The following is a 24,300-nucleotide window of genomic DNA, read 5'->3' on the forward strand; positions in this document are numbered from 1 at the left end:
AATCTCGGCAATCAGCCGCCGTTGACGAACCTGTAAACCTTTGCACGGTGTTTCGGCTTCGTGGTCGTGATCTTGATGACGGCGTCGAACATGGACCGTCCGAGCTCCGCGCGGGCCGCGACGGCCGGGTGCGTGGTGCTGAAGTCCTCGTCGTTCACGGCCTTGTCGCCGGCGAAGGTCCCCGACGCGAACATCGAGTAGATCAGGATCGCCCGGTTGTCCGCGCTGAACATGATCCCGGCCTCGTTGCGGCCGTCCTCGAACCAACCGGCCTTCGTCGCGACGCGCAGACGCTCGTTCGTCGTGAGGTTGAGCCGCACGCCGTCGGTGAAGCTCGCCGTCGCACGCAGGATGTTCAGCAGGTACGCGGTGGACGCCGCGGACAGCAGCTGACCGTCGACCAGCTTCTGCAGCAACGTGTGCGTCTCGCGCGCCGTCGTGGTGCCGAGGAAGAACCGGTTCGGGTTCGCGACCGGAACGACCTGCGTGTGCACGAAGCCCTTGGACCGCAGGATCTCGTTGAGCTCCAGCGCCGGCACGACCAGGCCGCACAGGCGGACCGCGGTGTTGTCCGAAACGGTCAGCAGGTTCGCCAGCGCGTGGCCGACGGTGACCTCGCTCGGGTACGCGCCGTCGAGCGCGAAGATGCCGTCGGTGTCCTGGATGACGATGGCGGCCGACACGGTGACCGTCTGGTCGAGCTTGATCAGCCCCCGGTCCACCTTGTCCAGCACGGCGACCGCGACAGCGATCTTGTTGACGCTGTAGGCCTCGACCACCTTGTCGGCGTCCTCGTCGACGGCGGCCTTCGTCGTCCCGTCGAGATCGGCGACCGTGATCAGCGACGACCAGCTGCCCTTCGCCTTGCGGGTCTGCCGCCGGTAGATCTGGGCCACGCGCTTGCGCGACCGGTCGGCCGTCGCCGGGGAGCGTTCGATCTCTACCTCCGCGTCTTCCTGGGCTTGTGCTGCACCGTTGGAGCCGAGCACGGCCGTCGCGGCCGCGACGGTTCCCAGCCCGAACACGGACCTGCGGTTCAAAGTCATGAGCGGTATCAAAACAGGCGCCCCTGACGTTTCCCTGACTAGGGTTCCGGATCATGGAACACGTCTTCGTGGTGACCGGCGCTTCCCGCGGAATCGGGGCGGCGACCGCTGTTCTCGCAGCTCAGGCGGGGTATCGCGTGGTCAGGGCCTCCCGCAGCGCCGAAGAATCTGTCGGAGATCGCGGCTGGGACGCCCGATGCGACGTCTCTTCCTGGGATTCCGTGCAGGATCTCATGTCCCGAGTGGAGTCCCGCTGGGGCCGGATCGACGTTGTATTCGCGAACGCTGGAGTTTCCGTCGACACGTCGTTCGTCTCGGACGCTGGCGCGAAGCCGTCGGAGTGGACGGACATGGTCGTCACGAACGTCTGCGGTCCCGCGTTCACCGCCCGTGCCGCGATGCCGGCGCTGATCCGCTCTGGCGGCCACCTGGTGATGACCGGTTCCGCCGCCGGCCGTGGCGTCCGGCCGGGCAACCTGTACTCGGCGACGAAGTGGGCGATCACCGGTCTGGCGCAGGCGATCCGCGCCGAGGCGGTGGCCACCGGGGTTAGGGTGACGGTGGTGCAGCCGGGCCTGGTCGACACCGACGCCATCCCGGCGTCGCGGGTGGACGACCCGAAGCTGGCACCGGAAGACGTTGGCAGGGCGGTGCTCTACGCCGTGTCCCAACCGTCCACTGTGGACGTGAACGAGATCCTGCTGCGGCCGACAGGACAGGCCGCGCATCGCTGACGGGGGTACTTCGTTGATCGTGCTCTTCGCTGTCGGAGGCGGTGGTGACCCGGAACGGCACCGCCCGCTCCTGGACCACTTCACCACTCAGGGCCACCAGGTGATCGCACCGTCCTTCCCGCGTCTGCACCCGCAGCAGGCGACCTGGGACGACTACCTGGCCCGGCCGCTGGGCCTGGTCGAGGCCCTGTGCGACGTCGCCCCGGACGCCGAGGTGGCCGTGATCGGCCACTCGATCGGCGCCTGGGCGGGCCTGTGCCTCGCGGGCGCGACGCCGTGGAGCAAGGAACGCGAGCCCCTTGACGTGCCAAGGGATTCCCGCGTCAGCCGCCTGGTGCTCTACACGCCACCCGCCGGCTGGTTCGCGGCCCCCGGCGCGCTGGACGCGGTGAAGGTGCCGATCCTCGCCTACGTCGGCGAACTGGACACGTTCGTCCCGGCGTCCGAAGTGGAGGTCCTGAAGACCGCTCCGGCCGAGGTGGACCTGCGGATCGTGCCGAAGGCGGGCCACTTCAGCTTCGTGCACGTGCCGCCGCCCGGCATGGACGAGGACCCGGAGTTCGACCGCGACCGGTTCCTCGCGCGGATGGTCGACGAGACCTACGAGTTCACGCTCCGCTGAGGAACTCGACCAGCAGCCGGTTCACCTCGTCCGGCCGCTCCAGGTACCCGACGTGCCCGGCGTCCGCGACCTCGGCGTACCGGGCGCCGGGAATCGCGTCCGCGACCTCGCGCGACAGCCGCGGCGGCAGCACCAGGTCGTCGGCGAACCCGATCACCAGCGACCGCACGGCGATGGCGCGGTAGGCCTCCAGACGCGTGTCGTACTCGGCCAGGCCGAGCTGGATCCGTTCGCCCGCACCGAGCGACGCCCCGGCGAACTCGTACATCTGCAACCAGTCGCCGGCGACCATCGGGTCGGCCAGGGTCGCCTGTGACAGGTTCCGGACCACCGACGCCGCCGAGTAGAACGCCAGCGGGACCTCGACGCCCTTGTCGTGCAGGTCGCACAGCGCCTGCGACCACGCCTGCTGCACCGGTTCGGGACGGCCGGCGGTCGCCATCATCACCGCGCTGCGCACCAGCGACGGATGCGCCAGCGCCAGTTCCTGGGTGATGCGCCCGCCCAGCGACGTGCCGATCACGTGCGCAGGGCCGCCCAGGTGCTCGATCAGCGCGGCGGTGTCGGCGACCATGTCGTCGAGCGTGAAACCCCCGGCGCACTCCGACGACGGCCTGATGCCGCGGTTGTCGAAGTACGCGACGCGGTAACCGGCCTTGACCAGCGCGGGCACCTGGTAGGTGCGCCAGACCCTGCCGGGACTGCCGGTGCCCATGACGAGCACGACGAGGTCACCGGAACCCTCGGTCTGGACGTTCAGCTCGATGCCGTTGAGCGGGACAAGCGCCATTCCGACGATCTTAGAGACGCTAGAACCTGCACAACGGTCGAATGGCGGCAGCGTGTGAGGGATAACGCGCGCACAGGTCGTCCGCGTGCCCGAACTCCACGATGTCGTCGGTGTACGGCGGCACCACGACCGTGCCGACCAACGACCAGTCGCCGGCCGGAGTGCTGCCCTGCCACACGCCCGCGGGCACCACGACCTGCGGGTTGGACGCGCTCAGCACCGGTTCGGTCACCGTGCCGTCCGGGTGCAGCAGCAGCATCCGCAACGGCGACCCGGCGTGGAAGTGGTAGATCTCCAGGTGCTTCAGCACGTGCATGCCGGAGAAGTCCGGGCGGCGCAACAGGTACGCGATCGCGGACACCTCGTCGGACCGGTGCGTCTGCGCGAAGTACCCGCCCTCGACGGGCAACTCCTGCATGTTCAACGCGGAAATCAACTGCTCTGGGGTCACGTCATCTCCGGAAGCGGGGAACCGTGCACGACGACCATGCCCTTGCCGAGCCGCTTCGCCGTGTACATCGCGGCGTCCGCGGCCCCGAGCACGTCGTCGGCAGTGATCTTGGGATCGTACGAGAACCGTTGCGCCACACCGATGCTGGCGTGCACCCGATGCACCCGGCCGAGCACCTCGTGCGGATGCCCCAACGCGTCCAGCAGCCGTGCGCCGATCTCGTCCGCGTCGCCGCCGTCGATCAGCACGCCGAACTCGTCACCGCCGAGCCGCGCCACGGTGTCCTCGGGCCGGACGTTGTTCTCCAGCCGTGCGGCGACATTGCGCAGAACCATGTCGCCCTCGGCGTGCCCGTTGTTGTCGTTGACCGCCTTGAAGCCGTCCACGTCGATGAACAGCAGGATCAACGGCTTCGCGCGGTCACGAACCGCGAGCGCGCGCTCCAGCCGTTCGCGGAAGAGCGAGCGGTTCGCGACGCCGGTCAACGGGTCGTGCGTCGCCTCGTGCCGTAGCTCCTCGCGAGAGACGCGGAGCTGGTCCATCAGCCGTACGTTGTCCATCATCGTGAGCAGCTGACGCACGATCACGAGGCACACGACCAGAAGCCCGACGTAGATCTCGACCGGGTTGAGGCGGCCACCCGTCGCGGTGTTCCAGATGACGAACAGGCCGGTGATCGCGAGCGGCAGGTACGGCACGAGCAGGTGCAGCAGGTCGGCCGTGCGCATGCGGCCGGACGTGGCTTCGAGGTTGCGCACCGGGGCCAGCGCGCTCAGCAGGAAGAACGCCGGGCACAGCATGAAACCGATGTCCGCGGCCGCCGGGATCGCCGTGTTGCCCTTGGAGATGTAGAACGCGAACACCCAGCCCGACGACGACTGCGCGATACCGGCCAGCGCGACGAAAAACATCGGCCACTGACGCACGGCCTGATGCGTCCACGACATCACCACGATCGCCACGAGCAGCACGAGGTACGCGGCGGGATGCGCGACGACGGTGGCGAACCCGGGACCCTCGGTGGCCCATGCCCGCGTCAGCGACTCCAGCGCCGACACCCACGTCAGCACGAACAGCGACCCGATCACGATCAGCCCGTCGAGCACGAGCACCGTGCGGCTGCGGTAGTTCGGCAGCAGGTCGTCGGAACGGCGTTTCTGCGCCTTCGCGATCACGGCGGCCAGGCAGAGCACCGGCACCATCGTGAAGCCGATCGGCGCGATCGTCGACGACGGCAGTTGCACGCCCATGATCTGCTGGCCCCAGATCCACGCGGACAACCCGACGCTCAGGCTGATCATCGCCGCCGTCATCCAACGGTCGCGTGCCCGCGCGTAGGCGACCAACGCCGCGATGGCGAACACCAGCTGCACGACTTTGTCGATTGCGATACCGATATCGCGCGGCGCGGAGAGGGCGGTGAGGATGGCGATCGCGATGAAGGTGCCGACCCACCCCGCGACGATCCAGAACCTCTTCACCGTGACTCCCGTGATCGAAACCCGACCACCGTAGTAACGGCGGCGTGGACTTGTCGAACCGTGTCGGTCCGTGTCGGTGCAAGTCCCCTATCGGTGCACCGGATATGGTTCGAACTGTTGTTCGTTCAGCGATCCGGGGAGCTGTTGTGCGGGTGTTCGGGGTCGACCCCGGTCTGACCAGGTGCGGCTTCGGCGTCGTCGACGGCGGACCAGGCCGAGTCGTGCGCGCCGTGGCCGTCGATGTCGTCCGCACGCCCGTTGACGCTCCGCTGTCCGTGCGCCTTCATGAGCTGTACGACGGCGTCTGCGTGTGGCTGGACCGTTACGAACCTCAGGTCGTCGCCATCGAACGCGTCTTCGCGCAACACAACGTCCGCACCGCGATGGGGGTCGCGCAGGCGTCGGGCGTCGTCGCTTTGGCTGCCGCGCAACGAAACGTGCCGGTCGAGTTCCACACGCCGTCCGAGGTGAAGGCCGCTGTCACGGGTTCGGGCCGCGCGGACAAGGCGCAGGTGACCGCGATGGTGACCAAGCTGCTCGGCCTGAAGGTCGCGCCGAAGCCGGCCGACGCGGCGGACGCGCTGGCCATCGCGATCTGCCACCACTGGCGCGCGCCGATGCGCAACAGGCTGGAAGAGGCGCAGGCCCGTGCGGCGGAACTCGCCCGCGTGCACAAGGCGAAGCTGGCAGAGGCGGCTCGCCGGAGCGGGTCATGACGGCTTCAGTGCGCGCCGAAATTGTCAGGGTCGGCTGGAAGAATGAAATCAAGGGGTCCCCTTCGCGAGGGGACGCCTGCGTGAGCGTGAAGTCCGGAGGACACAGGTGATCTCGTCACTGCGCGGCCAGGTGCAGCACGTCGGCCTCGACCACGCCGTCGTCGAGGTGGGCGGCGTCGGGTTCGCCGTCCAGATGACGCCGACCACGCTCGCCACCCTGCGCCGCGGCGAGGAGGCGAGCCTCGCCACCACCCTGATCGTCCGCGAGGACAGCCTCACCCTGTTCGGGTTCGCCGACGCCGAGGCGCGCGAGCTGTTCAGCCTGCTCCAGACGGTCAGCGGCATCGGCCCGCGCATCGCACTGGCCACCCTCGCGGTCCTGGAGCCGGACAAGCTCCGCCACGCGCTCGCCGAAGGCAACATCACCGTGCTCACGCAGGTCCCGGGCATCGGGAAGAAGGGCGCGGAACGCCTCATCATCGAGCTGCGCGACAAGGTCGGTCAGCTCGCCGCGCCCACGACGCCCGCGCACAGCCAGACGCGTGACCACGTCGTGGAGGCGCTCCTCGGCCTCGGCTTCCCCGCCAAGTCCGCGGAGACCACGGTCGACAGCGTGCTGGCCGCGAACCCGGACCAGTCCACGTCCGCCGTCCTGCGCCGTGCGCTCGCGACCCTGGGGCGCAAGTGACCGAGGACGAGCTCAGCCCCTACGTCGCACCGGCCGAACGCGATCTCGAGACCAGCCTGCGCCCGGCCGACCTGCACGAGTTCGTCGGTCAGCAGCGCGTGCGCGAGCAGCTCGAACTCGTCCTGCAGGGCGCGATGAGGCGAGGGACGGCCCCGGACCACGTCCTGCTCAGCGGCCCTCCCGGCCTGGGCAAGACCTCGCTGGCCATGATCATCGCCAAGGAGCTCGGCGCCGCCATCCGCATCACGAGCGGCCCCGCCCTGGAACGTGCCGGCGACCTGGCGTCGATGCTGTCGAACCTCGTCGAGGGCGACGTCCTCTTCATCGACGAGATCCACCGCATGGCGAGGCCCGCGGAGGAGATGCTGTACCTCGCGATGGAGGACTTCCGCGTCGACGTGATGGTCGGCAAGGGCCCTGGAGCGACCAGCATCCCGCTCGACATCGCGCCGTTCACGCTGGTGGGGGCCACGACCAGGTCCGGTGCGCTCACGGGACCGCTGCGCGACCGCTTCGGCTTCACCGGGCACATGGAGTTCTACACGCCGGAAGAGCTCGACCTGATCGTGAAGCGCAGCGCGAAGATCCTCGGCGTCGACCTCGCCGAGGACGCCGCCATCGAGATCGCCGGTCGCTCCCGCGGCACCCCCCGCATCGCGAACCGCCTGCTGCGCCGTGTGCGCGACTTCGCGGAGGTCAGGGCCGACGGAAAGGTGACGGAGGACATCGCCAAGCAGGCCCTCGTCGTCTACGACGTCGACGAACTGGGCCTCGACCGGCTCGACCGCGCGGTGTTGAACGCCCTGGTCAAGAGCTTCAACGGCGGCCCGGTCGGCGTCGCCACCCTCGCGGTCGCGGTCGGTGAGGAACCGACCACCGTGGAAGAGGTGTGCGAACCGTATTTGGTGCGGGCTGGCATGCTGGCCCGGACACCGCGCGGCCGAGTGGCGACGCCCGCCGCGTGGTACCACCTGGGGCTGGAGCCGCCCGCCGGTGATCAACTGTGGTGACCTGGCACAATCGGTAAAAGCACCTGGACATATCGGACGTGCGTCGAAGGCATGTCCACCTGATCGGAGAATGATGGGCAACCTTTCGTCTTTGATGTTCCCGTTGCTTCTGGTTCTGCTGGCGGTGCCGCTGTTCCTCAGCGCGCGCAAGCAGAAGCGGGCGATGGCCGAGCAGAAGAACCTGCAGGACTCGCTCGCCCCCGGCGACAAGGTGATGACGACGTCCGGCCTGTACGGCACCGTTGCCGACGCGAGCCACGACACCACCATCGACATCGAGATCTCCGAAGGCGTCGTCACGCGCTGGTTGCGTGCCGCCATTCGCGAGAAGGTCGCCGAGACCGACGAGGCAGTGGTCGAGGACAAGACCGACGACGTCGAGGAAGAGGTGCCCGCGACCACCGCACAGGTCGCCGAGCCCCTGGACCACGGCGCCAAGAAGTAACCAACAGGCCCGTGACACCTGGAGTTGGCAACTGTGAACACCGCCAACTCCAGGTAGTGACGCGCAGCTCACGCGGCGCGCGTTACGCTGCGCGCTCGGAAACCATAGCTACTAGGAGACGGACGGATCGTGGCACCTCCGGCCGGGCAAATTCGCCCTGCGAAGTATCTGGCGAGTTTTGTCCTCATCGTGGTCGCGCTCTACGCCCTGGTGTTTCTCACCGGGAACGGTTCGGCCAAACCCAAGCTCGGAATCGACCTCCAGGGCGGCACTCTCGTCACCCTGACAGCTCGGCAGGAAGACGGCGCACAGCCGAGCGAGGAAGCGCTCAACCGGGCACGTGACCTCATCGAGGTCCGCGTGAACGGTCTCGGCGTCTCCGGTGCCGAGGTCGTGCGAGACGGCAACAACCTGGTGATCACGGTCCCGGGCGCGGACAGCGAAGGCGCGAAGGGCCTCGGCCAGACCGCTCGCCTCGCGTTCCGCAAGGTCATCGGCCAGCCGGTGCCCGCGGGCGCCGTGCCGCAGACCCAGACGAGCGCGCCGCCGTCCGGCAGTGCGAGCACGCCTCCGTCGACGCCGCCGAGCGAGAGCGCCGGCAGCCCGCCGCCGTCGAGCGGTGCTCCGCAGGGCCGCCCCGCGCCGAACCTGGCCGCGCAGCCGTCCAGCACGCCGCCGTCGAACAGCGCCGCGCCGTCCAGCAACGCCAGCGCGCCGCCCAGCACGCCGTCCGCTCCCTCCAACGTCGACCCGAAGGTCGCGAAGGAGATCCAGGAAGCGAAGGCCCTCCGCCAGGCGACCGACCCGCAGATCCTGCAGCAGGCCGCGCTCATGCTCGACTGCTCGCAGCCCGACCCGCTGCGCGGCAACGACGACCTGGACAAGCCTCTCGTCACCTGTGACGAAAAGGGCGAGTTCAAGTACACGCTGGCCCCGGTCAACCCTCCCAAGGAGGACACCGAGACCAAGGCGGACGACTACACGAACTACTCCCGCCTCACCGGTGAGGACATCAACAACGCCGTCGCGAACAAGAACCCGAACGGCACCGGCTACGTCGTCAACCTGGACTTCAAGTCCGCGGGCGGCACCAAGTGGGGCTCGTTCACCTCGGCCAACGTCCAGCAGGCCGTGGCGGTCGTGCTCGACGGCGAGGTCATGTCCGCGCCGACCATCCAGTCGGCCATCGCGGGCGGCTCCACCGAGATCAGCGGCAAGTTCACGCAGAAGGAAGCCACGAACCTCGCGAACACGCTGAAGTACGGCGCGCTGCCGCTGTCCTTCGACTCGTCCGAGGCTCAGACGATCTCCCCGACGCTCGGCCTGCAGTCGCTCAAGGCGGGTCTCATCGCCGGCGGCATCGGCCTCGCGCTGGTCTTCGTCTACTGCCTGTTCTACTACCGCCTGCTCGGCATCCTGACGATCCTGTCGCTGGTCCTGTCCGCGGTCGTCATCTACGCGGTGCTCGTCCTGCTGGGCCGCCTGATCGGCTTCACGCTCGACCTGGCCGGTATCGCCGGATTCATCGTCGCCATCGGTATCACGGCGGACTCGTTCATCGTCTTCTTCGAACGACTGAAAGACGAGGTGCGTGAGGGCCGCACGTTCCGTTCGGCCGTGCCGCGCGCATGGGTCCGTTCGCGCCGCACGATCCTTTCCGCCGACGCGGTCAGCTTCATCGCCGCCGCCGTGCTGTACATCATCGCGGTCGGCCAGGTGAAGGGCTTCGCGTTCACCCTGGGCATGTCGACGGTCCTCGACCTCGTGGTCGTGTTCCTCGTGACGCACCCGCTGGTCGCGATCGCGTCGAAGTCCAAGCTCCTCTCCAACTCGAGCCTGTCGGGCCTGGGAGGTGCCGCCCGCGAGGGCGCATCGCACCGCGCCACCTCGACCGGCAAGACGACCGCCGTGAAGGAGGCCTGACATGAGCAGCGTGTTCTCACGCCTCTACGTGGGCAACGGCGCCTTCGACATCGTCGGCAAGCGCACCCGCTGGTACATCGTCTCGGGCATCATCCTGCTGGTCTGCATCGGCTCGATGGTGTTCAAGGGCTTCAACCTCGGCATCGACTTCGAGGGCGGCACCAAGATCTCGATGCCGTCCGTGTCGGCCAGCGGCCAGACCATCACGACGAGCACCGTCGAGGACGTCTACGCGAAGGCCCTGCCCGGCAAGAAGCCGAACGCCGTGCAGGCCGTCGGCTCCGGCGCCAGCGCGTCGATCCAGCTCAAGTCGCCGGCGCTGAACGTCGCGGAGGTCGCGACGCTCAAGACGGCTCTCGCGCAGGACACCAACCCGCAGGGCGGTCAGACGGCGATCTCCGACAGCGCCGTCTCCGCGTCCTGGGGCGGTGAGATCAGTGGCAAGGCCCTCTGGGCCCTGTTCTGGTTCTTCGTCGCCGTGACGGTCTTCCTGGTGTTCTACTTCGAGTGGCAGATGGCCGTCGGCGCGCTCGTCGCCGTGTTCCACGACGTCATCATCACCGCGGGCGTGTACTCGATCATCGGCTTCGAGGTGACGCCGGCGACGGTGATCGGTCTGCTCACCATCCTCGGCTTCTCCCTGTACGACACGGTCGTCGTGTTCGACAAGGTCAAGGAGAACACCAGAGGCCTGCTGGGCCTGACCCGCCGCACGTACGCCGAGGCGTCGAACCTGGCGCTGAACCAGACCCTGATGCGCTCGATCAACACCTCGCTGATCGCGCTGCTCCCGGTCATCGGCCTGCTGGTCGTCGGCGTCGGCATCCTGGGCGTCGGCACCCTGCAGGACCTGGCGCTCGTGCAGCTCGTCGGCATGTTCATCGGCGCCCTGTCCTCGATCTTCCTCGCCACCCCGGTGCTGGTGGACCTGAAGATGCGCGACCCGAAGTACATCGCGCAGGCCAAGCGCGTGGCCACCCGCCGCGCCAAGGCCACGGGCCCGCAGGTCGCCGAGGGCATCGAGTCGGTCGACGACGAGGCCCTCAACGCCGACCTGCGCAAGGAAGAGGCGTACGCCGCGGCTGCCTCGGTGCCTCACCGCACCGCCAAGGCAGGCGACGCCCGCCGCCGTCCGACCGGAAAGCGTCAGCGTTGAAATTGGATCGTGCTCTGGGACTGATGCGTGAAGTCCCGGACTTCCCCAAGCCAGGGGTCGTCTTCCGGGACTTCACGCCGGTTCTCACCGACCCGGACGCCCTGCGCGCCGTGGTCGACGCCCTTCAGGACAAGATCGACGACAGCACCCAGGTGATCGCCGCCATCGAGGCGCGCGGCTTCCTCCTGGGTGCTGCTCTGGGTTACGGCTGGCGCTACGGCGTCGTGCCGCTGCGCAAGCCGGGCAAGCTCCCGGTCGTCGCCGACTCGGAGTCGTACGAACTGGAGTACGGCACGGCGTCTCTGGAGCTTCCTGCGGACGCGATCCTGCCTGGGCAGCGTGTTGTGGTGGTGGACGACGTGCTGGCCACCGGCGGCACCGCTGAGGCCGCGTGCACGCTGGTCGAACGGGCCGGCGGCATCGTGACTGGTGTGTCCGTGGTTCTGGAGATCACCGCTCTGGGCGGACGCTCCCGGCTGGCGGGCCGCGAGGTAAGCGCTCTGCTGGCCGTGTAGAGGACTTTGCTTGCGAGGGGACCGGTGACGTTGTCGCCGGTCCCTTTTGCGTGTCAGCCGGTGACTGGCTCTGCGATGAACCGATAGGCGAAGACCACGGTGACCGCCCACAGGAAGTAGAAGATCGGCAGACCCAGCAGGATCAGGCGCCAGGCCTTCATGTCGCCGTGCCCGAACCGCATCAGGGCGGCCGAGGCGCCCAGCCACGGGACGACGCCCAGCATCGCCGCGCGGAGAGCCTCGCTGCCGCCGTTGGTGACCAGGCTGAGCAGGACGATCGCGGCGTACCAGATGCCCGCGAACGCCAGGCAGTGCCAGATCGGGCGGTGCGAGTGCATGGCTTCAGTTTCTCAGCCGGACGATCTCAGGCGATCGGCGGTGGGGCTACGAAGGCGGCGCCGATGCTGACGAAGACCAGCGTGACCAGTGACGCCGGTGCTGTTACTACCGCGATCTCCCACAGTTTTGGCGTCTTTGCGCGGCGCAGCACCAGCCAGCTGAGTGCTGTCGCGACCACCCAGCCGACTGTCGAGCCGATGATCGACCGCTGGTCGACGTAGCTGGGGTCGTCGAGGGCGAGGTACGCCATCGTGCCCAGCCACACGAACGTCATCGCGGCGCACCAGATCAGAGTCCTCACCGTGCCGAGTGTTCCAGGAGTGCACGGCTGCGCCGAACCGGCACATGCCCTCCTTCGTCGGGCGTGTGCCGGACTGCATTTCTGTGGTTTGTTTGCGTTGGTGGTTGCGGGGCGTGGTTTGTGTGCGTATTTCGCGTTTCTGTGCGTGCGTGGTTGCTAGTGGTTGCGTTGCGTCTAGAGAGATGTGCACTAACGGAACCTATGGCCATTGGCTAGGTCGTTCACCCGAACGTGTGGCCGCTGACGTGCTTTTATGTCGTGATCTTGCGGTAGTGTCGAACGCATGAGCGAACGAGACTTCTGCCTTCTGTCTACCGACGAACTGCTTGCCGCAGTCGTCGGAGACGTGGTGGAAATTCGCGTTCTTGAGAATGTGATGATGCAGAAGATCGCCGAGTTGGAGAGGCGCGGAGCGGCAACCGAGCTGGGGTACAGGAATGTGGCGCACGTGTTGCGTCATGCCGTGCGGTGGGACTTGAAGACCGCGCGTCAGTGGGTTGCGCGAGCCGAGCTGCTGACCCACCAGCTCACGCCGTCCGGTTCGCGTGTGGAGCCGGAGCTGCCGGTCACCGCCGCTGTGGTGGCGGAGGGCGCGCTCTCCGGGGAGCACATCTCGGCTGTGGCCGAGGTGATGAAGGATCTGCCGCCTGAGGCTGAGGGGCCTGTGGTCGAGTTCGCCCAGGCCAACGAGCCCAGTGCGGTGCGCGCGTTCGGCAAAGAGCTGGCGTACCGGCTCTACCAGCAGGACGCGGAGCCGGGTGAGGCTGTTCCGGCGCCGCCGGTCAACCGGCTGCGGATGGAGTGGAAGGGCGACCAGCTGGAGGTGTCGGCGAAGCTGGACAAGATCGCCGGAGCCAAGTTCGAAGCGATGATCGACCCGCTGGCCAAACCCCGCCCGACCACCCCGGAAGAAGGCCAGGACCCCCGCACGCGCGCCGAACGGGAAGGCGACGCCTTCGCCGACCTGATCGACCTGATGCTGCGTGCCGACCGCCTCCCCGAACACGGCGGCGAGCCGGTCACGCTGACCCTGACGATGGCCTACCGCGACCTGGCCGAGCAGACCGGCTTCGCCACCCTGGACACCCGCGAGCGCGTGCAGGCCAAGCTGGTCCGCCGCCTGGCCTGCAACGCCGGCGTCATCCCGGTGGTACTGGGCGGCCGCTCCGAGCACGTCGACATCGGCCGCAAGACCCGCACCTTCCCGGCCTCGATCCGCCGCCTCCTGGTCGCCAGAGACCAGGGCTGTTCGTTCCCGGGCTGCGACCGCCCGCCCAAGCACTGCGACGCCCACCACATCAGATTCTGGTCCGAGGGCGGCGGCACATCAGTTGAGAACGCGGCCCTGCTGTGCCGCCACCACCACACCCTGATCCACCAAAGCGAATGGGAGGTAAGGCTCCTCAATGGCACCCCGACGTTCACCCCGCCCGCCTGGCTCGACCCCACCCGCACTCCCAGAACCAACACCCACCCAGACCACCGCGAAGTCGCCTGATGACACCCGCGCGCGAGCAACCGTTTTCACCCGAATGAGCAGGTTCGTGGAGGAGGGTCAATGCCTACCGTCGGACGAATGACTGCGATCACCTCCACCGCCTACAGCCGCGACCTGGGCGACGAACTGCGCCGCCTGCGCGAGAAACACACCAGGCTGACGGGCTTCGGCTTCGCCGAACAACTCGGCTGGGACCCGAGCAAGGTCTCCAACATCGAAAACGGCAAAGCCCGTGCGAGCGAGATCGACCTAGTCCAGTACCTGATGACCTGCGGCCGCGACAGTAACTACTTCGAGGCCTTCCGAGACCGCTACCGCTACGCCTTCGACCCATACGTGCTGGTCGTACCCGACAACCTGCGAACGCTCGCGATGGCGGAGGCCCAGGCGACGAAGATCACCAGCTTCGACGGCCTGACCATGCCAGGGCTCGCCCAGACCCCTGAGTACGCACGGGCACTGCTCACTGAGGGTGGCAACGAGGCCCCGGAGAACATCGAGAAGTACGTCCAGCTCCGCATCGACCGGCAGTCGATCATGAGGCGCCCGAATCGGCCGGAGTGCACGTTCTACGTGCATGAGCTCGCGTTGCGAATGCGCGTGGGCAGCGCCCAGATCATGGAGGAGCAGTATCTGCGCCTGCTTTTCCAGCCCCACAGCCTTCGCATAGTGCCCATGTCGGCGGGCATCGCGATCGCGATGAGGTCAGCACGGAGGCTGTTCAGCTTCGAGAAGATGGTGCCGGTCGCCTACAGCGAAACCGATGTGGCGCAACTGTTCGCGCACGACGGCAAAGCCATCGCGAGCAGCCGGGAGTTCTTTAAGTGGCTGGATGCCCTTGCGTTGGATGAGGGACAATCGCGGAGCATGCTGACGGACTACGTCAGTGGACTGCGAGAGGACCTCAATGACGCTCGACCGGAGTTGGCGTAAGAGCACCTACAGCGGCAGCACGGACAGCGGTACTTGTGTCGAGGTCTCCCTGGACCAGGCTGCTCTCGTGCGGGACTCCAAGGCCTCTGGTGGCACCGTCCTGGCCTTCTCGCTCTCCGCCTGGCGTGCGTTCGTGGCGCAGGCGCAGGACTAGGCCGCTGTGCAACTGAGTGGTGAAGTGCGGTCGCGGGTAGCGCTGGTCACGGGTGGCGGTTCGGGTATCGGTCAGGGGATCGCGCTCGCGCTGGCCGCTCAGGGGCATCGGGTCGCCGTGCTGGACCGGGTCGAGGAGGCCGCCCGCGCGGTGGCCGACGAGATTCGTGAGGCGGGTGATGCGGCTGTCGCGGTCTGCGCTGACGTCAGCGATCCCGGGCAGGTCGAGCGGGCCGTCGCGGAGATCGGCGAGGCGTTCGGGGCGGTCGAGATCCTGGTCAACAACGCCGGGTTCGCCAAGGACAACCACGTGCTCGACATGCCGCTGGAGGACTGGGACGCGGTCGTCGACACGCATCTGCGGGGTGCGTTCCTGTTCCTCAAGGCCACGGCGCCGGCCATGCGTGCGGTGGGGTGGGGGCGCGTGGTCAACATTTCGAGCATTTCGGCGATCGTCGACGACGAGCGGGTCAACTACGTCGCGGCCAAGGCCGGGCTGGAGGGGCTGACGAGGGCGGCGGCGCTCGATCTCGCGCCCGTCGGGATCACGGTCAACGCGGTCGGGCCCGGGGTCGTCGTCACGCGGATGACCGAGGTCAGTGCGGCGCGGGCCGGGCGGACGCTCGAGGAACACCTGAAGCACCAGGCGAAGGGCATTCCGCGGGGGCGTACCGGGACGCCGCACGACATCGCGCGGGCCGTCCTGTTCTTCACCGCTGAGGACGCCGACTACGTCACCGGGCAGGTGCTCTACGTGAGCGGCGGGCCCCACGGCTGAGCCATGCCAGGGACGTGTCGGGGGAGTGTCGCCTGATCGGCCCAGCAATAATCTGGGGCGCGTTCACCGTGTGAGCTGTGCCGCTCAACGCGTCATCGGAAGTTTCCGCATCGTAAACGCGTTATCCTCGGTACTCGCGAGACCCGAGGAGCGTGGGGTTGAGTCAAGACACCGAACCCGCTGCGACGGTTGTTCAACCGTCGGCGACCCGGCGTGTGCGCGCCCGCCTTGCGCGGCGCATCACCGCCCAACGTGCGGCCCCGGTGAAGCAGGTCCTCGAACCTCTCGCCGCCGCGCACTACGACCTCCATCCCAAGGCCGATCTGGCGCTTCTGCAGCACGCATATGACGTTGCCGAGGAGAAGCACCGCCCGCAGCGCCGCAAGTCCGGCGACCCGTACATCACCCACCCGCTCGCCGTGGCGACGATCCTCGCCGAGCTGGGCATGGACACCACGACGCTGGTGGCCGCGCTGCTGCACGACACCGTGGAAGACACCGACTACTCGCTCAACCAGCTCAAGGAAGACTTCGGCGAGGAAGTCGCCCGGCTGGTCGACGGAGTCACGAAGCTCGACAAGGTCAAGCTGGGGGCAGCGGCCGAGGCCGAGACCATCCGCAAGATGGTCATCGCGATGGCGAAGGACCCTCGTGTCCTGGTCATCAAGCTCGCCGACCGGCTGCACAACATGCGCACCATGCGGTTCCTGCCGCCGGAGAAGCAGGCTCGCAAGGCCAGGGAAACGCTCGAAGTGCTCGCGCCGCTCGCTCACCGCCTGGGCATGGCGACGGTCAAGTGGGAGCTGGAGGACCTCGCGTTCGCGATCCTGCAGCCCAAGAAGTACGACGAGATCGTCCGCCTGGTCGCGAAGCGCGCGCCGAGTCGCGACACGTACCTGCGCACCGTCGTCCAGGAGCTGAACTCGCAGCTCGAGACCGCGCGGATCGTCGCCAAGGTCGAGGGCAGGCCGAAGCACTACTACTCGATCAACCAGAAGATGATCGTCCGCGGCCGGGACTTCGACGACATCCACGACCTCGTGGGCGTCCGGATCCTCGTGGACGAGGTGCGGGACTGCTACGCCGCCATGGGTGTCGTCCACGCCGCCTGGCAGCCCATGCCGGGCCGGTTCAAGGACTACATCGCGCAGCCGCGGTTCGGCGTGTACCAGTCGCTGCACACGACCGTGATCGGTCCCGACGGCAAGCCTCTCGAGGTGCAGATCCGCACCTCCGAGATGCACCAGCGGGCCGAGTACGGCATCGCGGCGCACTGGCGCTACAAGGAGACCAAGGGCACGCACAACGGCAAGTCCGTCGAGATCGACGAGATGGCGTGGATGCGCCAGCTCCTCGACTGGCAGCGGGAAGCCGCGGACCCCGGTGAGTTCCTGGAGGGCCTGCGCTGGGACCTCGCCGCGCGCGAGATCTTCGTGTTCACCCCCAAGGGTGACGTGGAGACGCTGCCGACGGGCTCCACGCCCGTCGACTTCGCCTACTCCGTGCACACCGAGGTGGGCCACCGCTGCATCGGCGCCCGCGTGAACGGTCGTCTGGTCGCTCTGGAGCGCAAGCTCGAGAACGGCGAGGTCGTCGAGATCTTCACCTCCAAGGCGGAGGGTGCGGGCCCGTCCCGCGACTGGCTGAGCTTCGTGGCGTCCCCGCGCGCCAAGGCGAAGATCAAGCAGTGGTTCGCCAAGGAGCGAAAGGAAGAGGCGATCGAGCAGGGCAAGGACGCGATCACCAAGGAGGTCCGGCGCGTCGGGCTTCCGATCCAGCGTCTGGTCAGCGTCGACTCGATGCAGGCCCTCGCCAAGGAACTGCACCACACGGACATGAGCGCGCTGTACGCGGCGGTCGGCGAGGGGCACACCTCGGCCCGCCACGTCGTGCAACGGCTCGTCGCCCAGCTCGGCGGTGTCGATCACGCCGAGGAGGAACTGGCCGACCGCGCCACCCCGTCCACGGTCACCCGGCGCCGCCCCACCGGCGACGCGGGCGTGATCGTCAAGGACGCGGGCGACGTGTGGGTGAAGCTCGCCCGCTGCTGCACCCCGGTGCCAGGCGACGACATCCTCGGCTTCGTGACACGGGGCGGCGGCGTGTCCGTGCACCGCACCGACTGCACGAACGCGGAGGAGCTGCTGAAGTCGCCGGAACGCCTCCTCGACGTCGAGTGGGCGCCGTCGTCCTCCAGCGTCTTCCTGGTCGCAATCCAGGTGGAGGCGCTCGACCGGCACCGGCTGCTCTCGGACGTCACGAAGGTGCTGGCCGACGAGCGCGTGAACATCCTGTCGGCGTCGGTGACGACGTCGCGCGACAGGGTGGCCGTCAGCCGGTTCTCGTTCGAGATGGGCGACCCGAAGCACCTGGGCCACGTTCTGAAGGCCGTGCGTGGCATTGAGGGCGTCTACGACGTCTATCGCGTGACGTCAGCCTCGTAATTCGGTCCAAGCACGCAGAACGGCCCCGGAGCGCTCGCTCCGGGGCCGTTCTGCTGAGCGGTGAGGGCTAGCTCGCGACCAGTGCCGACTTGATGTCGACCGGGGTCTTGGGCTTGCCGTCGCCCTGGCCGGGCTGCTGCGAGACCGTGCCGGTCTTCGCGACCTCGTCGATCTTCTTCAGCGACTCCTCGTCGACCGTGCCGAAGATCGAGTACTTCGCCTGCAGGTTCGCGCCGTCGCCGTAGACGATGAAGAACTGCGAGCCGTTGGTGTCCGGGCCCGAGTTCGCCATGGCGAGCACGCCGCGGCCGTAGGTGAGCTCCGGGTAGACCTCGTCCTTGAACGAGTAGCCCGGGCCGCCCATGCCGTTGCCGCCGGGGTCGCCGCACTGCAGGACCTGGATGCCGGTGACGACGAGGCGGTGGCACGTGGTGCCGTCGAAGTACTTCTGCTTGGCGAGGTTCACGAAGTTGTTCACCGTGCACGGCGCGAGCGCGCGGTCCAGGTTGAACTTCAGGTCACCGATCGAGGTGCCGAGCGTGACGCCGACCGTGCCGGTGGCGGGCTGCTCGCCGTTCGCGGGCGGCGTGTTCTCCTTGGCCGCCGGCTCCTGGCCCTTCGTGTATTCACAGTTCACTTTTTCCGGAAGCGCGGCCGGGCGCTTCGGGATCTGGTGCAGCGCGGTGGGAATGTTCTCCGCCTTGTCCACCGACTCCTGGGTGGGAGTCTCCGACGCGGCGGCGTCACCATTACCGAAGACGTCGTTAGTCGCGAGGAACCACACGCCACCTCCGACGAGCGCAACAACGACGACCGTCGAGACGACGGCGATGATACGACGCTTCTTGGCCCGCTCCTGGCGGTACACCATCTGACGCTCAAGCTTGCGCTTGGCTGCCGCGCGTCGCTGCTCGTTGGTGGGCACGTGCTCCCTCCCCAGGGACTCATGCGAATAGGGCGGTCGGCTCGGCAGTCTAGGGCCTGGGCATATGAGCTTTGTGTGGTGGTTAGGCTGTCGTTGAACAGGGAGGTCATTTTCGTGCTCGTGATCGGGTTCCCGACTGGTGCGCTCCAGGCGAACTGCTTCGTCCTGGCGGCCGGTGAGGGCGAGCCCTGCGTGATCATCGACCCCGGTCAGGACGCGGTCGAACCGATCGAACAGGCCCTGCGCCAGCACCGTCTCGCGCCTGTCGCCGTGCTGCTCACGCACGGGCACTTCGACCACACCTTCTCCGTCGCGCCCGTCTGCGACGGCAACGACATCCCCGCGTACATCCACCCGGATGACGTAGCGATGCTCGCCGACCCGTTGAAGGGCATCAGCGCCGAGACGGCCGCGTTCTTCGGCGGCAAGCTGGAGATGCGCGAGCCCTCGGAGGTGCGCGAGCTCACCGACGGCGCCGCGCTCGACCTCGCCGGGCTGCAGATCACCGTCGACCACACGCCGGGCCATACCGGCGGGTCGGTGATGTTCCGCTCCGGCGCGCAGGAAGGGGGTCGCCTGGTGATCTCGGGTGACACGCTCTTCGCCGGTTCCATCGGACGCACCGACCTGCCTGGCGGTGACCACTCACGCATGTTGTCGTCTCTGCAGAGCAAGGTCATGACCTTGCCCGATGACACAGTGGTGCTGCCCGGCCACGGCCCGACGACGACCATAGGCCGCGAGCGTGCGACGAACCCCTACCTGCTTCAGCTGCAGGACGCTCCGGCCGCCCCGCACCGAGGACTCTGAGAAACGTGTTTTCCGCACCCAAAGGCGTTCCCGACTACATCCCGCCGACGTCCGCCGCGTTCGCGCACGTCCGGTCGACGCTGACCCGTGCCGCCGAGCTCGCGGGCTACGGCTACATCGAGCTGCCGGTCTTCGAGGACACGGCGCTGTTCTCGCGCGGTGTCGGCGAGTCGACCGACGTCGTGACGAAGGAGATGTACACCTTCCTCGACCGCGGTGAACGCTCCATCACGCTGCGCCCCGAGGGCACCGCGGGCGTGATGCGGGCCGTGATCGAGCACAGCCTCGACCGCGGTTCGTTGCCGGCGAAGCTCTACTACGCGGGCCAGTTCTTCCGCGCGGAGGCCCCGCAGGCCGGCCGGTACAGGCAGTTCCACCAGGTCGGCATCGAGGCCATCGGCATCGACGACCCGGCGCTGGACGCCGAGGTCATCGCCGTCGGTGACGCCGGGTTCCGCGCGATCGGCCTCACCGGCTACCGCCTGGAGCTCACGTCCCTGGGCGACGCGAACTGCCGCCCGGCCTACCGCGAACTGCTGCAGTCGTTCCTCTCGAAGCTGCCGCTGGACGAGGCGACCCAGCAGCGGGCCGAGCTGAACCCGTTGCGTGTTCTCGACGACAAGCGCCCCGAGGTGCGCGCGCTGGTCGCCGAGGCGCCGCTGATGGTGGATCACCTGTGCGACGGCTGCCGTGAGCACTACGAGCTCGTCAAGGGGTACTTGACCGAGCTGGGCGTGAAGTTCGTCGAGAATCCGCGCATGGTCCGCGGCCTCGACTACTACACCAAGACGACGTTCGAGTTCGTCCACGACGGTCTCGGCGCCCAGTCGGGCATCGGCGGCGGCGGTCGCTACGACGGCCTGATGGAACAGCTCGGCGGCCAGTCGCTGTCCGGCGTCGGCTTCGGCCTCGGCGTCGACCGCGCGCTGCTCGCGGCCCAGGCCGAGGGCGTGCTGCCGGAGTTCAGCCGCGTCGACGTGATCGGCGTGCCGCTGGGCGAGGCCGCACGGGCCCGCCTGGTCGCGATCGCCGGCGAGCTGCGTGCAGCCGGCGTGCGCACGGACCTGGTCTACGGCGGCCGGTCGATGAAGGCGGGCTTCAAGGCCGCCGACAAGTCGGGCGCCAAGCTGGCGCTCGTGCTCGGCGACCGCGGCCTGGAGGCAGGCAACATCGGCGTGAAGACCCTCGCGACCGGCGAGCAGGTCGACGTGGCGCTGACCGACGTGATCGAGGCGGTGCGGGCAGCGCTCAAGCCGTCCGCGCTCGTGGCCGCTGTGCCGGGTGGCGTCGAGGGTCTGGCGTCGGACGCGGGAGCTGTGGCGGCCGAGGCGGTGCGAGAGACTCCGTGAGCGACGACAAGCTCGTTCTCGACCTGCTCGACAAGGCGACGGTCCGCAAGCGTGCGCGCATGGTGGCGATCGGCGGCCTGATGGTCGCCCTCGCCTTCGGCGCGATCGTGGGCTTCATCGGTGGCCGCTGGTCCGGCGTCATCGCCGGGCTGATCGTGTCGGTGCCGGTGATCCTGCTGGCGCTGTCCGAGGCCCGCCGCACGGTGTGGCTCGAGGGCACGACGGTCTACGTGCGGGCGTTCGGGACGCGCAAGGTCGACCTGGCCGTCGCGGACGGTCTCGACCTGCTGGTCACCGACCTGCGTGGCGCGCGGACCGTCGGCCTGTTCGTGCGCGGCAACAAGAAGGCGATCAACATCGCCCTGTCGATGTACGCGGGCACCGGCGGCCGCGAGCTGGGTGTCTACCAGCTCCGCCGCCTGGCCGACGCGCTGGCCGCGCGTGGCGACACGCCTGGTCTGGTGTTCTCGGAGCTGCTCGTGGCCCAGTTGCGGGCCGAGGCGCGCGGGATGGCGGCGGCGGAACGGCCGCTGTACCGGCTGGGCTCGCTGGCTCCGGCCGGGAGGATGGCGCAGAAGCTCCATCCGGACGCCGTCTCGAAGTTCGTCACCTCGCTGGACTGAAGTCGTTCCCCTGGACGCCCGTCGCGGACTCTCGCGGCGGGCGTTCTGCTTTCACGTTCCCCAGAGACCCGAAGGTGGGGCGGGCGAGAGAATTGCCGTCGCGTCCGTGGTGATCGGCGCGCCACCGATGAACTTCGTCAGCCCAGTGCCGTGTTCGACCCGGCCGGGGAACGGGTCTCCCGCCGTCGCGCGAGTGAGCTGCTGCATCGGCAGGCCGTTGTGCGAGGCCATGATCACGAAGTTGCCGAAGCGCCGGCCCCGGAACACGCCCGGTTCGGCGAGCACGCAGACGTGTTCGAACACCGAGCGCACGGTCGCGCACTGGGACCGTGCGAACTGCAGGCCGTTGCCGTCGCCGATGTTCGCCGTGTAGATGCCGTCGTCGGCCAGTGCCGTGGACGCCTGCTTCACGAACTCGACCGACGTCAGGTGTGCCGGTGTGCGGGCTCCCGCGAAGCAGTCGCTCACGATCAGGTCGAACGAGCCGGGACGTGCCTTGACCAGCACGGCGCGGGCGTCACCTGTGGTGATCTTCACTCGTGGAGGCGGCGGGAGTTCGCGGCGGACGAACGCGATCAGCCCTGCGTCGATCTCGGCCACCTGCTGAGACGCCCGAGGCAGTAGATCGGCTACGTAGCGCGCTAGCGTGAGCGCGCCACCGCCCAGGTGGAGCACCCGCGAAGGCGCGGTGAGATCGACGATGTGACCCAGCCGGCGGACGTACTCGAACTCCAGATAGGTCGGGTCGTCCAGGTCCACATGCGACTGTGGGGTTCCGTTGACCCGCAACGTCCAGGAGCGTCGTCCGCCGAGATCGGGGACCAGTTCGGCAACGCCGGAGTCGATCGACTCGGTGATCGCCTCGGTGTCGGGCCGCTGTCTTCCCACTGCTCTATTGTCTCACCGGGTGTGTCAGTCCAGAGGAGGACCCAAGTGCAGGTTGTCGCGAACGTTCTGATCGCCCTCGTGGCGGTGATCCATCTCTACATCGTGGTGCTGGAGATGTTCCTCTGGACGACGCCGCGCGGCCAGAAGGCATTCGGCCTCACGCCCGAGTACGCGCAGTCGACCAAGGCCCTCGCCGCGAACCAGGGCCTCTACAACGGCTTCCTCGCGGCCGGCCTCATCTACGCGCTGATCCGCCAGGACTTCGGCGCGTCCGTGCTGTTCACGGTGTTCGTGATCGTCGCGGGGATCTACGGCACGTTCACGGCGAGCCGGAAGATCTTCTTCGTGCAGGTGGTGCCTGGTGTGCTGACGTTGCTCTTCGTGCTCCTGGCTCACTAGGACGTTCCCACGGCCCCTTGTCGGGGTCGTAGCCGGTGAAGAGGTCGCCCTCGATCCGCGCGGGCCGTGGTTTCACGGGCTTCGCGGCGCGCTTCACGGTCTTCGGTTCGGGCTGTGACTTCGGTCGCGGTTCGGGTTCGGGTTCCGCAGCAGTGATCGGGGCGACCTCCTGGCGTACCGCGATCAGGGCGGCCAGCGCCGTCGTCACCGGGATCGCCGCCACCAGGCCGATGCTGCCGACCAGGGTCCGCACGATCTCCTGCGCGATCTGCTGCGAGGTCAGGATCTCGCCCATCGACCGCCCGGCCAGCGAGATCGCCAGCAGCAACGGCAGCGCCGCGCCCGCGTAGGCCATCACCAGCGTGTTCACGACGGACGACATGTGGTCGCGCCCGATCCGCGAGCCCGCCGCGAACAGCTCGCGCCACGTCAGCTTGTCGTTGGCCCGCCGAAGCTCCCAGACCGCGCTGGTCTGCGTGACCGTCACGTCGTCCAGCACGCCCAGCGCGCCGATCAGGGTTCCCGCGAGCAACAGCCCGCGGGTGTCGATGCTGGTGCCGAGCAGCGTGACGAGGTTCGTCGTGTCCTCGTCGAGGCCGGTCAGCTTCGACAGGGCCGAGAACAGCGCGCCCAGCACCCCGATCAGCGCGAGGCTGACCAGCGTTCCGAGCACCGCGGTCGACGTGCGCGCCGATATGCCGTGCGTCAGGTACAGCACCACGAACATGATCAGTCCGGCGCCGACCACCGCGACCATCAGCGGGTTCTGGCCCGCGAGGATCGACGGCATGACGAACAGCACCAGCACCACGAAGCTCAGCAGCAACGCGCCCAGGGCGGCGAGGCCCTGCCATCGCCCGAGGAGCAGCACGGCGGCCGCGAACAGCAGCGCCAGCACGGCGAGCGACCAGCCGCGCTGGAAGTCGACGATCTGGTACGACTCGGCGGCCTGCGGCTGGCTGCCCGCGTAGGACAGCACCACCTCGTCGCCGAGTTGGAAGCTCGGCGCTCCAGGGCCCTTCACGCTCGGGATCGTGATGCTCTGCCCGCTCGCGGCACCGTCGGTCATCTTCACGGTCACCGCGACGCACTTCTCGCCGCAGTTCTCGGCCACGCCGGTGACGACGGCCTCGACCGGCGTCTGGTGCAGGCCGATCTCCGCGCCGGTCTTCTGCTCGACCCCGAACGGGTAGAGCAGCGCCGCGCCGACGATCGTGGCCAGTGCCAACGGCACCAACAGCCACATCAGCAACGTGCGCACGCGCTCCGAGGCGGGTTCTACT

26 protein-coding genes and 1 pseudogene are annotated in these 24,300 nt (G+C 68.2%); 18 read left to right on the plus strand and 9 right to left on the minus strand.

The genetic code is table 11. The annotated features are described in order from the left end of the window. Positions 1–11: 11 nt before the first annotated feature. Complete coding sequence (locus OG205_RS44435) at positions 12–1,046, minus strand: serine hydrolase (protein ID WP_330273740.1); 1,035 nt, start codon at positions 1,044–1,046, stop codon at positions 12–14. Between the two features lie 50 nt (positions 1,047–1,096). Here OG205_RS44435 and OG205_RS44440 point away from each other — a divergent pair, with 50 nt between their 5' ends. After that, on the plus strand, positions 1,097–1,780 hold the full coding sequence (locus OG205_RS44440; protein WP_330278371.1) for an SDR family oxidoreductase: 684 nt from the start codon (positions 1,097–1,099) through the stop codon (positions 1,778–1,780). A 19-nt stretch (positions 1,781–1,799) separates the two neighbouring features. Beyond that, positions 1,800–2,402 (plus strand): hypothetical protein, encoded by a 603-nt coding sequence (locus OG205_RS44445; RefSeq protein WP_330273741.1) that lies wholly within the window; start codon positions 1,800–1,802, stop codon positions 2,400–2,402. On the opposite strand, the gene OG205_RS44450 is transcribed toward OG205_RS44445, so the two are convergent. The 3 genes from OG205_RS44450 to OG205_RS44460 are packed head-to-tail and all read right to left on the minus strand — an operon-like array spanning position 2,389 to position 5,124. Next, positions 2,389–3,192, minus strand: coding sequence for an alpha/beta fold hydrolase (locus OG205_RS44450; RefSeq protein WP_330273742.1), 804 nt, complete (start codon positions 3,190–3,192; stop codon positions 2,389–2,391). The two genes, OG205_RS44445 and OG205_RS44450, sit on opposite strands and share 14 nt — an antisense overlap. Positions 3,193–3,211: 19 nt before the next feature. After that, a complete protein-coding gene (locus OG205_RS44455) occupies positions 3,212–3,643 on the minus strand; it encodes a cupin domain-containing protein (protein ID WP_330273743.1) in 432 nt (143 codons plus the stop codon). Continuing rightward, complete coding sequence (locus OG205_RS44460; RefSeq protein ID WP_330273744.1) at positions 3,640–5,124, minus strand: diguanylate cyclase domain-containing protein; 1,485 nt, start codon at positions 5,122–5,124, stop codon at positions 3,640–3,642. The genes OG205_RS44455 and OG205_RS44460 overlap by 4 nt, the downstream gene beginning before the upstream one ends. Before the next feature lie 146 nt (positions 5,125–5,270). On the opposite strand from OG205_RS44460, the gene ruvC reads away from it, so the two are divergent. The 7 genes from ruvC (at position 5,271) to OG205_RS44495 (ending at position 11,577) form a co-directional block, all read left to right on the plus strand. After that, positions 5,271–5,840, plus strand: coding sequence for a crossover junction endodeoxyribonuclease RuvC (gene ruvC, locus OG205_RS44465; protein ID WP_330273745.1), 570 nt, complete (start codon positions 5,271–5,273; stop codon positions 5,838–5,840). A 106-nt stretch (positions 5,841–5,946) separates the two neighbouring features. Next, positions 5,947–6,528 carry a Holliday junction branch migration protein RuvA gene (gene ruvA, locus OG205_RS44470; RefSeq protein ID WP_330273746.1) on the plus strand — a complete coding sequence of 194 codons (582 nt, stop codon included), beginning with the start codon at positions 5,947–5,949 and terminating at the stop codon, positions 6,526–6,528. Continuing rightward, complete coding sequence (gene ruvB, locus OG205_RS44475; protein ID WP_330273747.1) at positions 6,525–7,538, plus strand: Holliday junction branch migration DNA helicase RuvB; 1,014 nt, start codon at positions 6,525–6,527, stop codon at positions 7,536–7,538. The genes ruvA and ruvB overlap by 4 nt, the downstream gene beginning before the upstream one ends. A 94-nt stretch (positions 7,539–7,632) precedes the next feature. Next, positions 7,633–7,983: a preprotein translocase subunit YajC gene (gene yajC, locus OG205_RS44480; protein WP_330273748.1), complete on the plus strand. Its 351-nt coding sequence runs from the start codon at positions 7,633–7,635 to the stop codon at positions 7,981–7,983. Positions 7,984–8,112: 129 nt separating this feature from the next. Then, entirely contained in the window at positions 8,113–9,906 is a 1,794-nt protein-coding gene (secD, locus tag OG205_RS44485) for a protein translocase subunit SecD (protein WP_330273749.1), read from the plus strand. Between the two features lies 1 nt (position 9,907). After that, on the plus strand, positions 9,908–11,062 hold the full coding sequence (secF, locus tag OG205_RS44490) for a protein translocase subunit SecF (protein WP_330273750.1): 1,155 nt from the start codon (positions 9,908–9,910) through the stop codon (positions 11,060–11,062). 23 nt (positions 11,063–11,085) lie between these two features. After that, complete coding sequence (locus tag OG205_RS44495; protein ID WP_330273751.1) at positions 11,086–11,577, plus strand: adenine phosphoribosyltransferase; 492 nt, start codon at positions 11,086–11,088, stop codon at positions 11,575–11,577. A gap of 53 nt (positions 11,578–11,630) precedes the next feature. Here the strand turns inward: OG205_RS44495 and OG205_RS44500 are convergent, their stop codons facing one another. After that, on the minus strand, positions 11,631–11,915 hold the full coding sequence (locus OG205_RS44500) for a hypothetical protein (protein ID WP_330273752.1): 285 nt from the start codon (positions 11,913–11,915) through the stop codon (positions 11,631–11,633). Between the two features lie 26 nt (positions 11,916–11,941). Beyond that, positions 11,942–12,217: a hypothetical protein gene (locus OG205_RS44505; RefSeq protein WP_330273753.1), complete on the minus strand. Its 276-nt coding sequence runs from the start codon at positions 12,215–12,217 to the stop codon at positions 11,942–11,944. Between the two features lie 283 nt (positions 12,218–12,500). Here OG205_RS44505 and OG205_RS44510 point away from each other — a divergent pair, with 283 nt between their 5' ends. The 5 genes from OG205_RS44510 to OG205_RS44530 all read left to right on the plus strand — a co-directional run bounded on the left by OG205_RS44510 (position 12,501) and on the right by OG205_RS44530 (position 18,023). Next, the gene (locus OG205_RS44510) at positions 12,501–13,715 is read left to right on the plus strand and encodes an HNH endonuclease signature motif containing protein (RefSeq protein WP_330273754.1); all 1,215 of its coding nucleotides are present in this window, start codon (positions 12,501–12,503) and stop codon (positions 13,713–13,715) included. A gap of 78 nt (positions 13,716–13,793) precedes the next feature. After that, entirely contained in the window at positions 13,794–14,648 is an 855-nt protein-coding gene (locus OG205_RS44515) for a helix-turn-helix domain-containing protein (RefSeq protein WP_330273755.1), read from the plus strand. Then, positions 14,623–14,802 (plus strand): DUF397 domain-containing protein, encoded by a 180-nt coding sequence (locus tag OG205_RS44520; RefSeq protein WP_330273756.1) that lies wholly within the window; start codon positions 14,623–14,625, stop codon positions 14,800–14,802. Before OG205_RS44515 ends, OG205_RS44520 begins: the two co-directional genes overlap by 26 nt. 24 nt (positions 14,803–14,826) lie before the next feature. After that, positions 14,827–15,579 (plus strand): SDR family NAD(P)-dependent oxidoreductase, encoded by a 753-nt coding sequence (locus OG205_RS44525; protein ID WP_330273757.1) that lies wholly within the window; start codon positions 14,827–14,829, stop codon positions 15,577–15,579. A gap of 158 nt (positions 15,580–15,737) precedes the next feature. Then, entirely contained in the window at positions 15,738–18,023 is a 2,286-nt protein-coding gene (locus OG205_RS44530) for a RelA/SpoT family protein (protein ID WP_442916692.1), read from the plus strand. A gap of 67 nt (positions 18,024–18,090) precedes the next feature. On the opposite strand, the gene OG205_RS44535 is transcribed toward OG205_RS44530, so the two are convergent. Further along, the gene (locus OG205_RS44535; RefSeq protein WP_330273759.1) at positions 18,091–18,948 is read right to left on the minus strand and encodes a peptidylprolyl isomerase; all 858 of its coding nucleotides are present in this window, start codon (positions 18,946–18,948) and stop codon (positions 18,091–18,093) included. Between the two features lie 114 nt (positions 18,949–19,062). Here OG205_RS44535 and OG205_RS44540 point away from each other — a divergent pair, with 114 nt between their 5' ends. From OG205_RS44540 to OG205_RS44550, 3 genes and pseudogenes are all read left to right on the plus strand, one after another. Then, complete coding sequence (locus OG205_RS44540) at positions 19,063–19,758, plus strand: MBL fold metallo-hydrolase (protein WP_330273760.1); 696 nt, start codon at positions 19,063–19,065, stop codon at positions 19,756–19,758. Beyond that, positions 19,755–21,014 (plus strand): annotated as a pseudogene (gene hisS / locus OG205_RS44545) (histidine--tRNA ligase); the annotation flags it as partial. The gene OG205_RS44540 and the pseudogene hisS, both read left to right, overlap by 4 nt. 89 nt (positions 21,015–21,103) lie before the next feature. Next, positions 21,104–21,730, plus strand: coding sequence for a hypothetical protein (locus OG205_RS44550; RefSeq protein ID WP_330273761.1), 627 nt, complete (start codon positions 21,104–21,106; stop codon positions 21,728–21,730). Positions 21,731–21,781: 51 nt separating this feature from the next. On the opposite strand, the gene OG205_RS44555 is transcribed toward OG205_RS44550, so the two are convergent. Beyond that, positions 21,782–22,618 carry a spermidine synthase gene (locus tag OG205_RS44555; protein ID WP_330273762.1) on the minus strand — a complete coding sequence of 279 codons (837 nt, stop codon included), beginning with the start codon at positions 22,616–22,618 and terminating at the stop codon, positions 21,782–21,784. A gap of 45 nt (positions 22,619–22,663) precedes the next feature. Between OG205_RS44555 and OG205_RS44560 the strand changes: the two genes are divergently transcribed. Beyond that, a complete protein-coding gene (locus tag OG205_RS44560) occupies positions 22,664–23,017 on the plus strand; it encodes a DUF1304 domain-containing protein (RefSeq protein ID WP_330273763.1) in 354 nt (117 codons plus the stop codon). Here OG205_RS44560 and OG205_RS44565 read toward each other — a convergent pair. After that, positions 22,938–24,278, minus strand: coding sequence for a YibE/F family protein (locus OG205_RS44565; RefSeq protein WP_330273764.1), 1,341 nt, complete (start codon positions 24,276–24,278; stop codon positions 22,938–22,940). The genes OG205_RS44560 and OG205_RS44565 overlap by 80 nt on opposite strands. Between the last annotated feature and the right edge of the window lie 22 nt (positions 24,279–24,300).

It is taken from the genome of Lentzea sp. NBC_00516 (genome assembly GCF_036346835.1).
In the GTDB taxonomy this organism is placed as follows: Bacteria; Actinomycetota; Actinomycetes; order Mycobacteriales; family Pseudonocardiaceae; genus Lentzea; species Lentzea sokolovensis.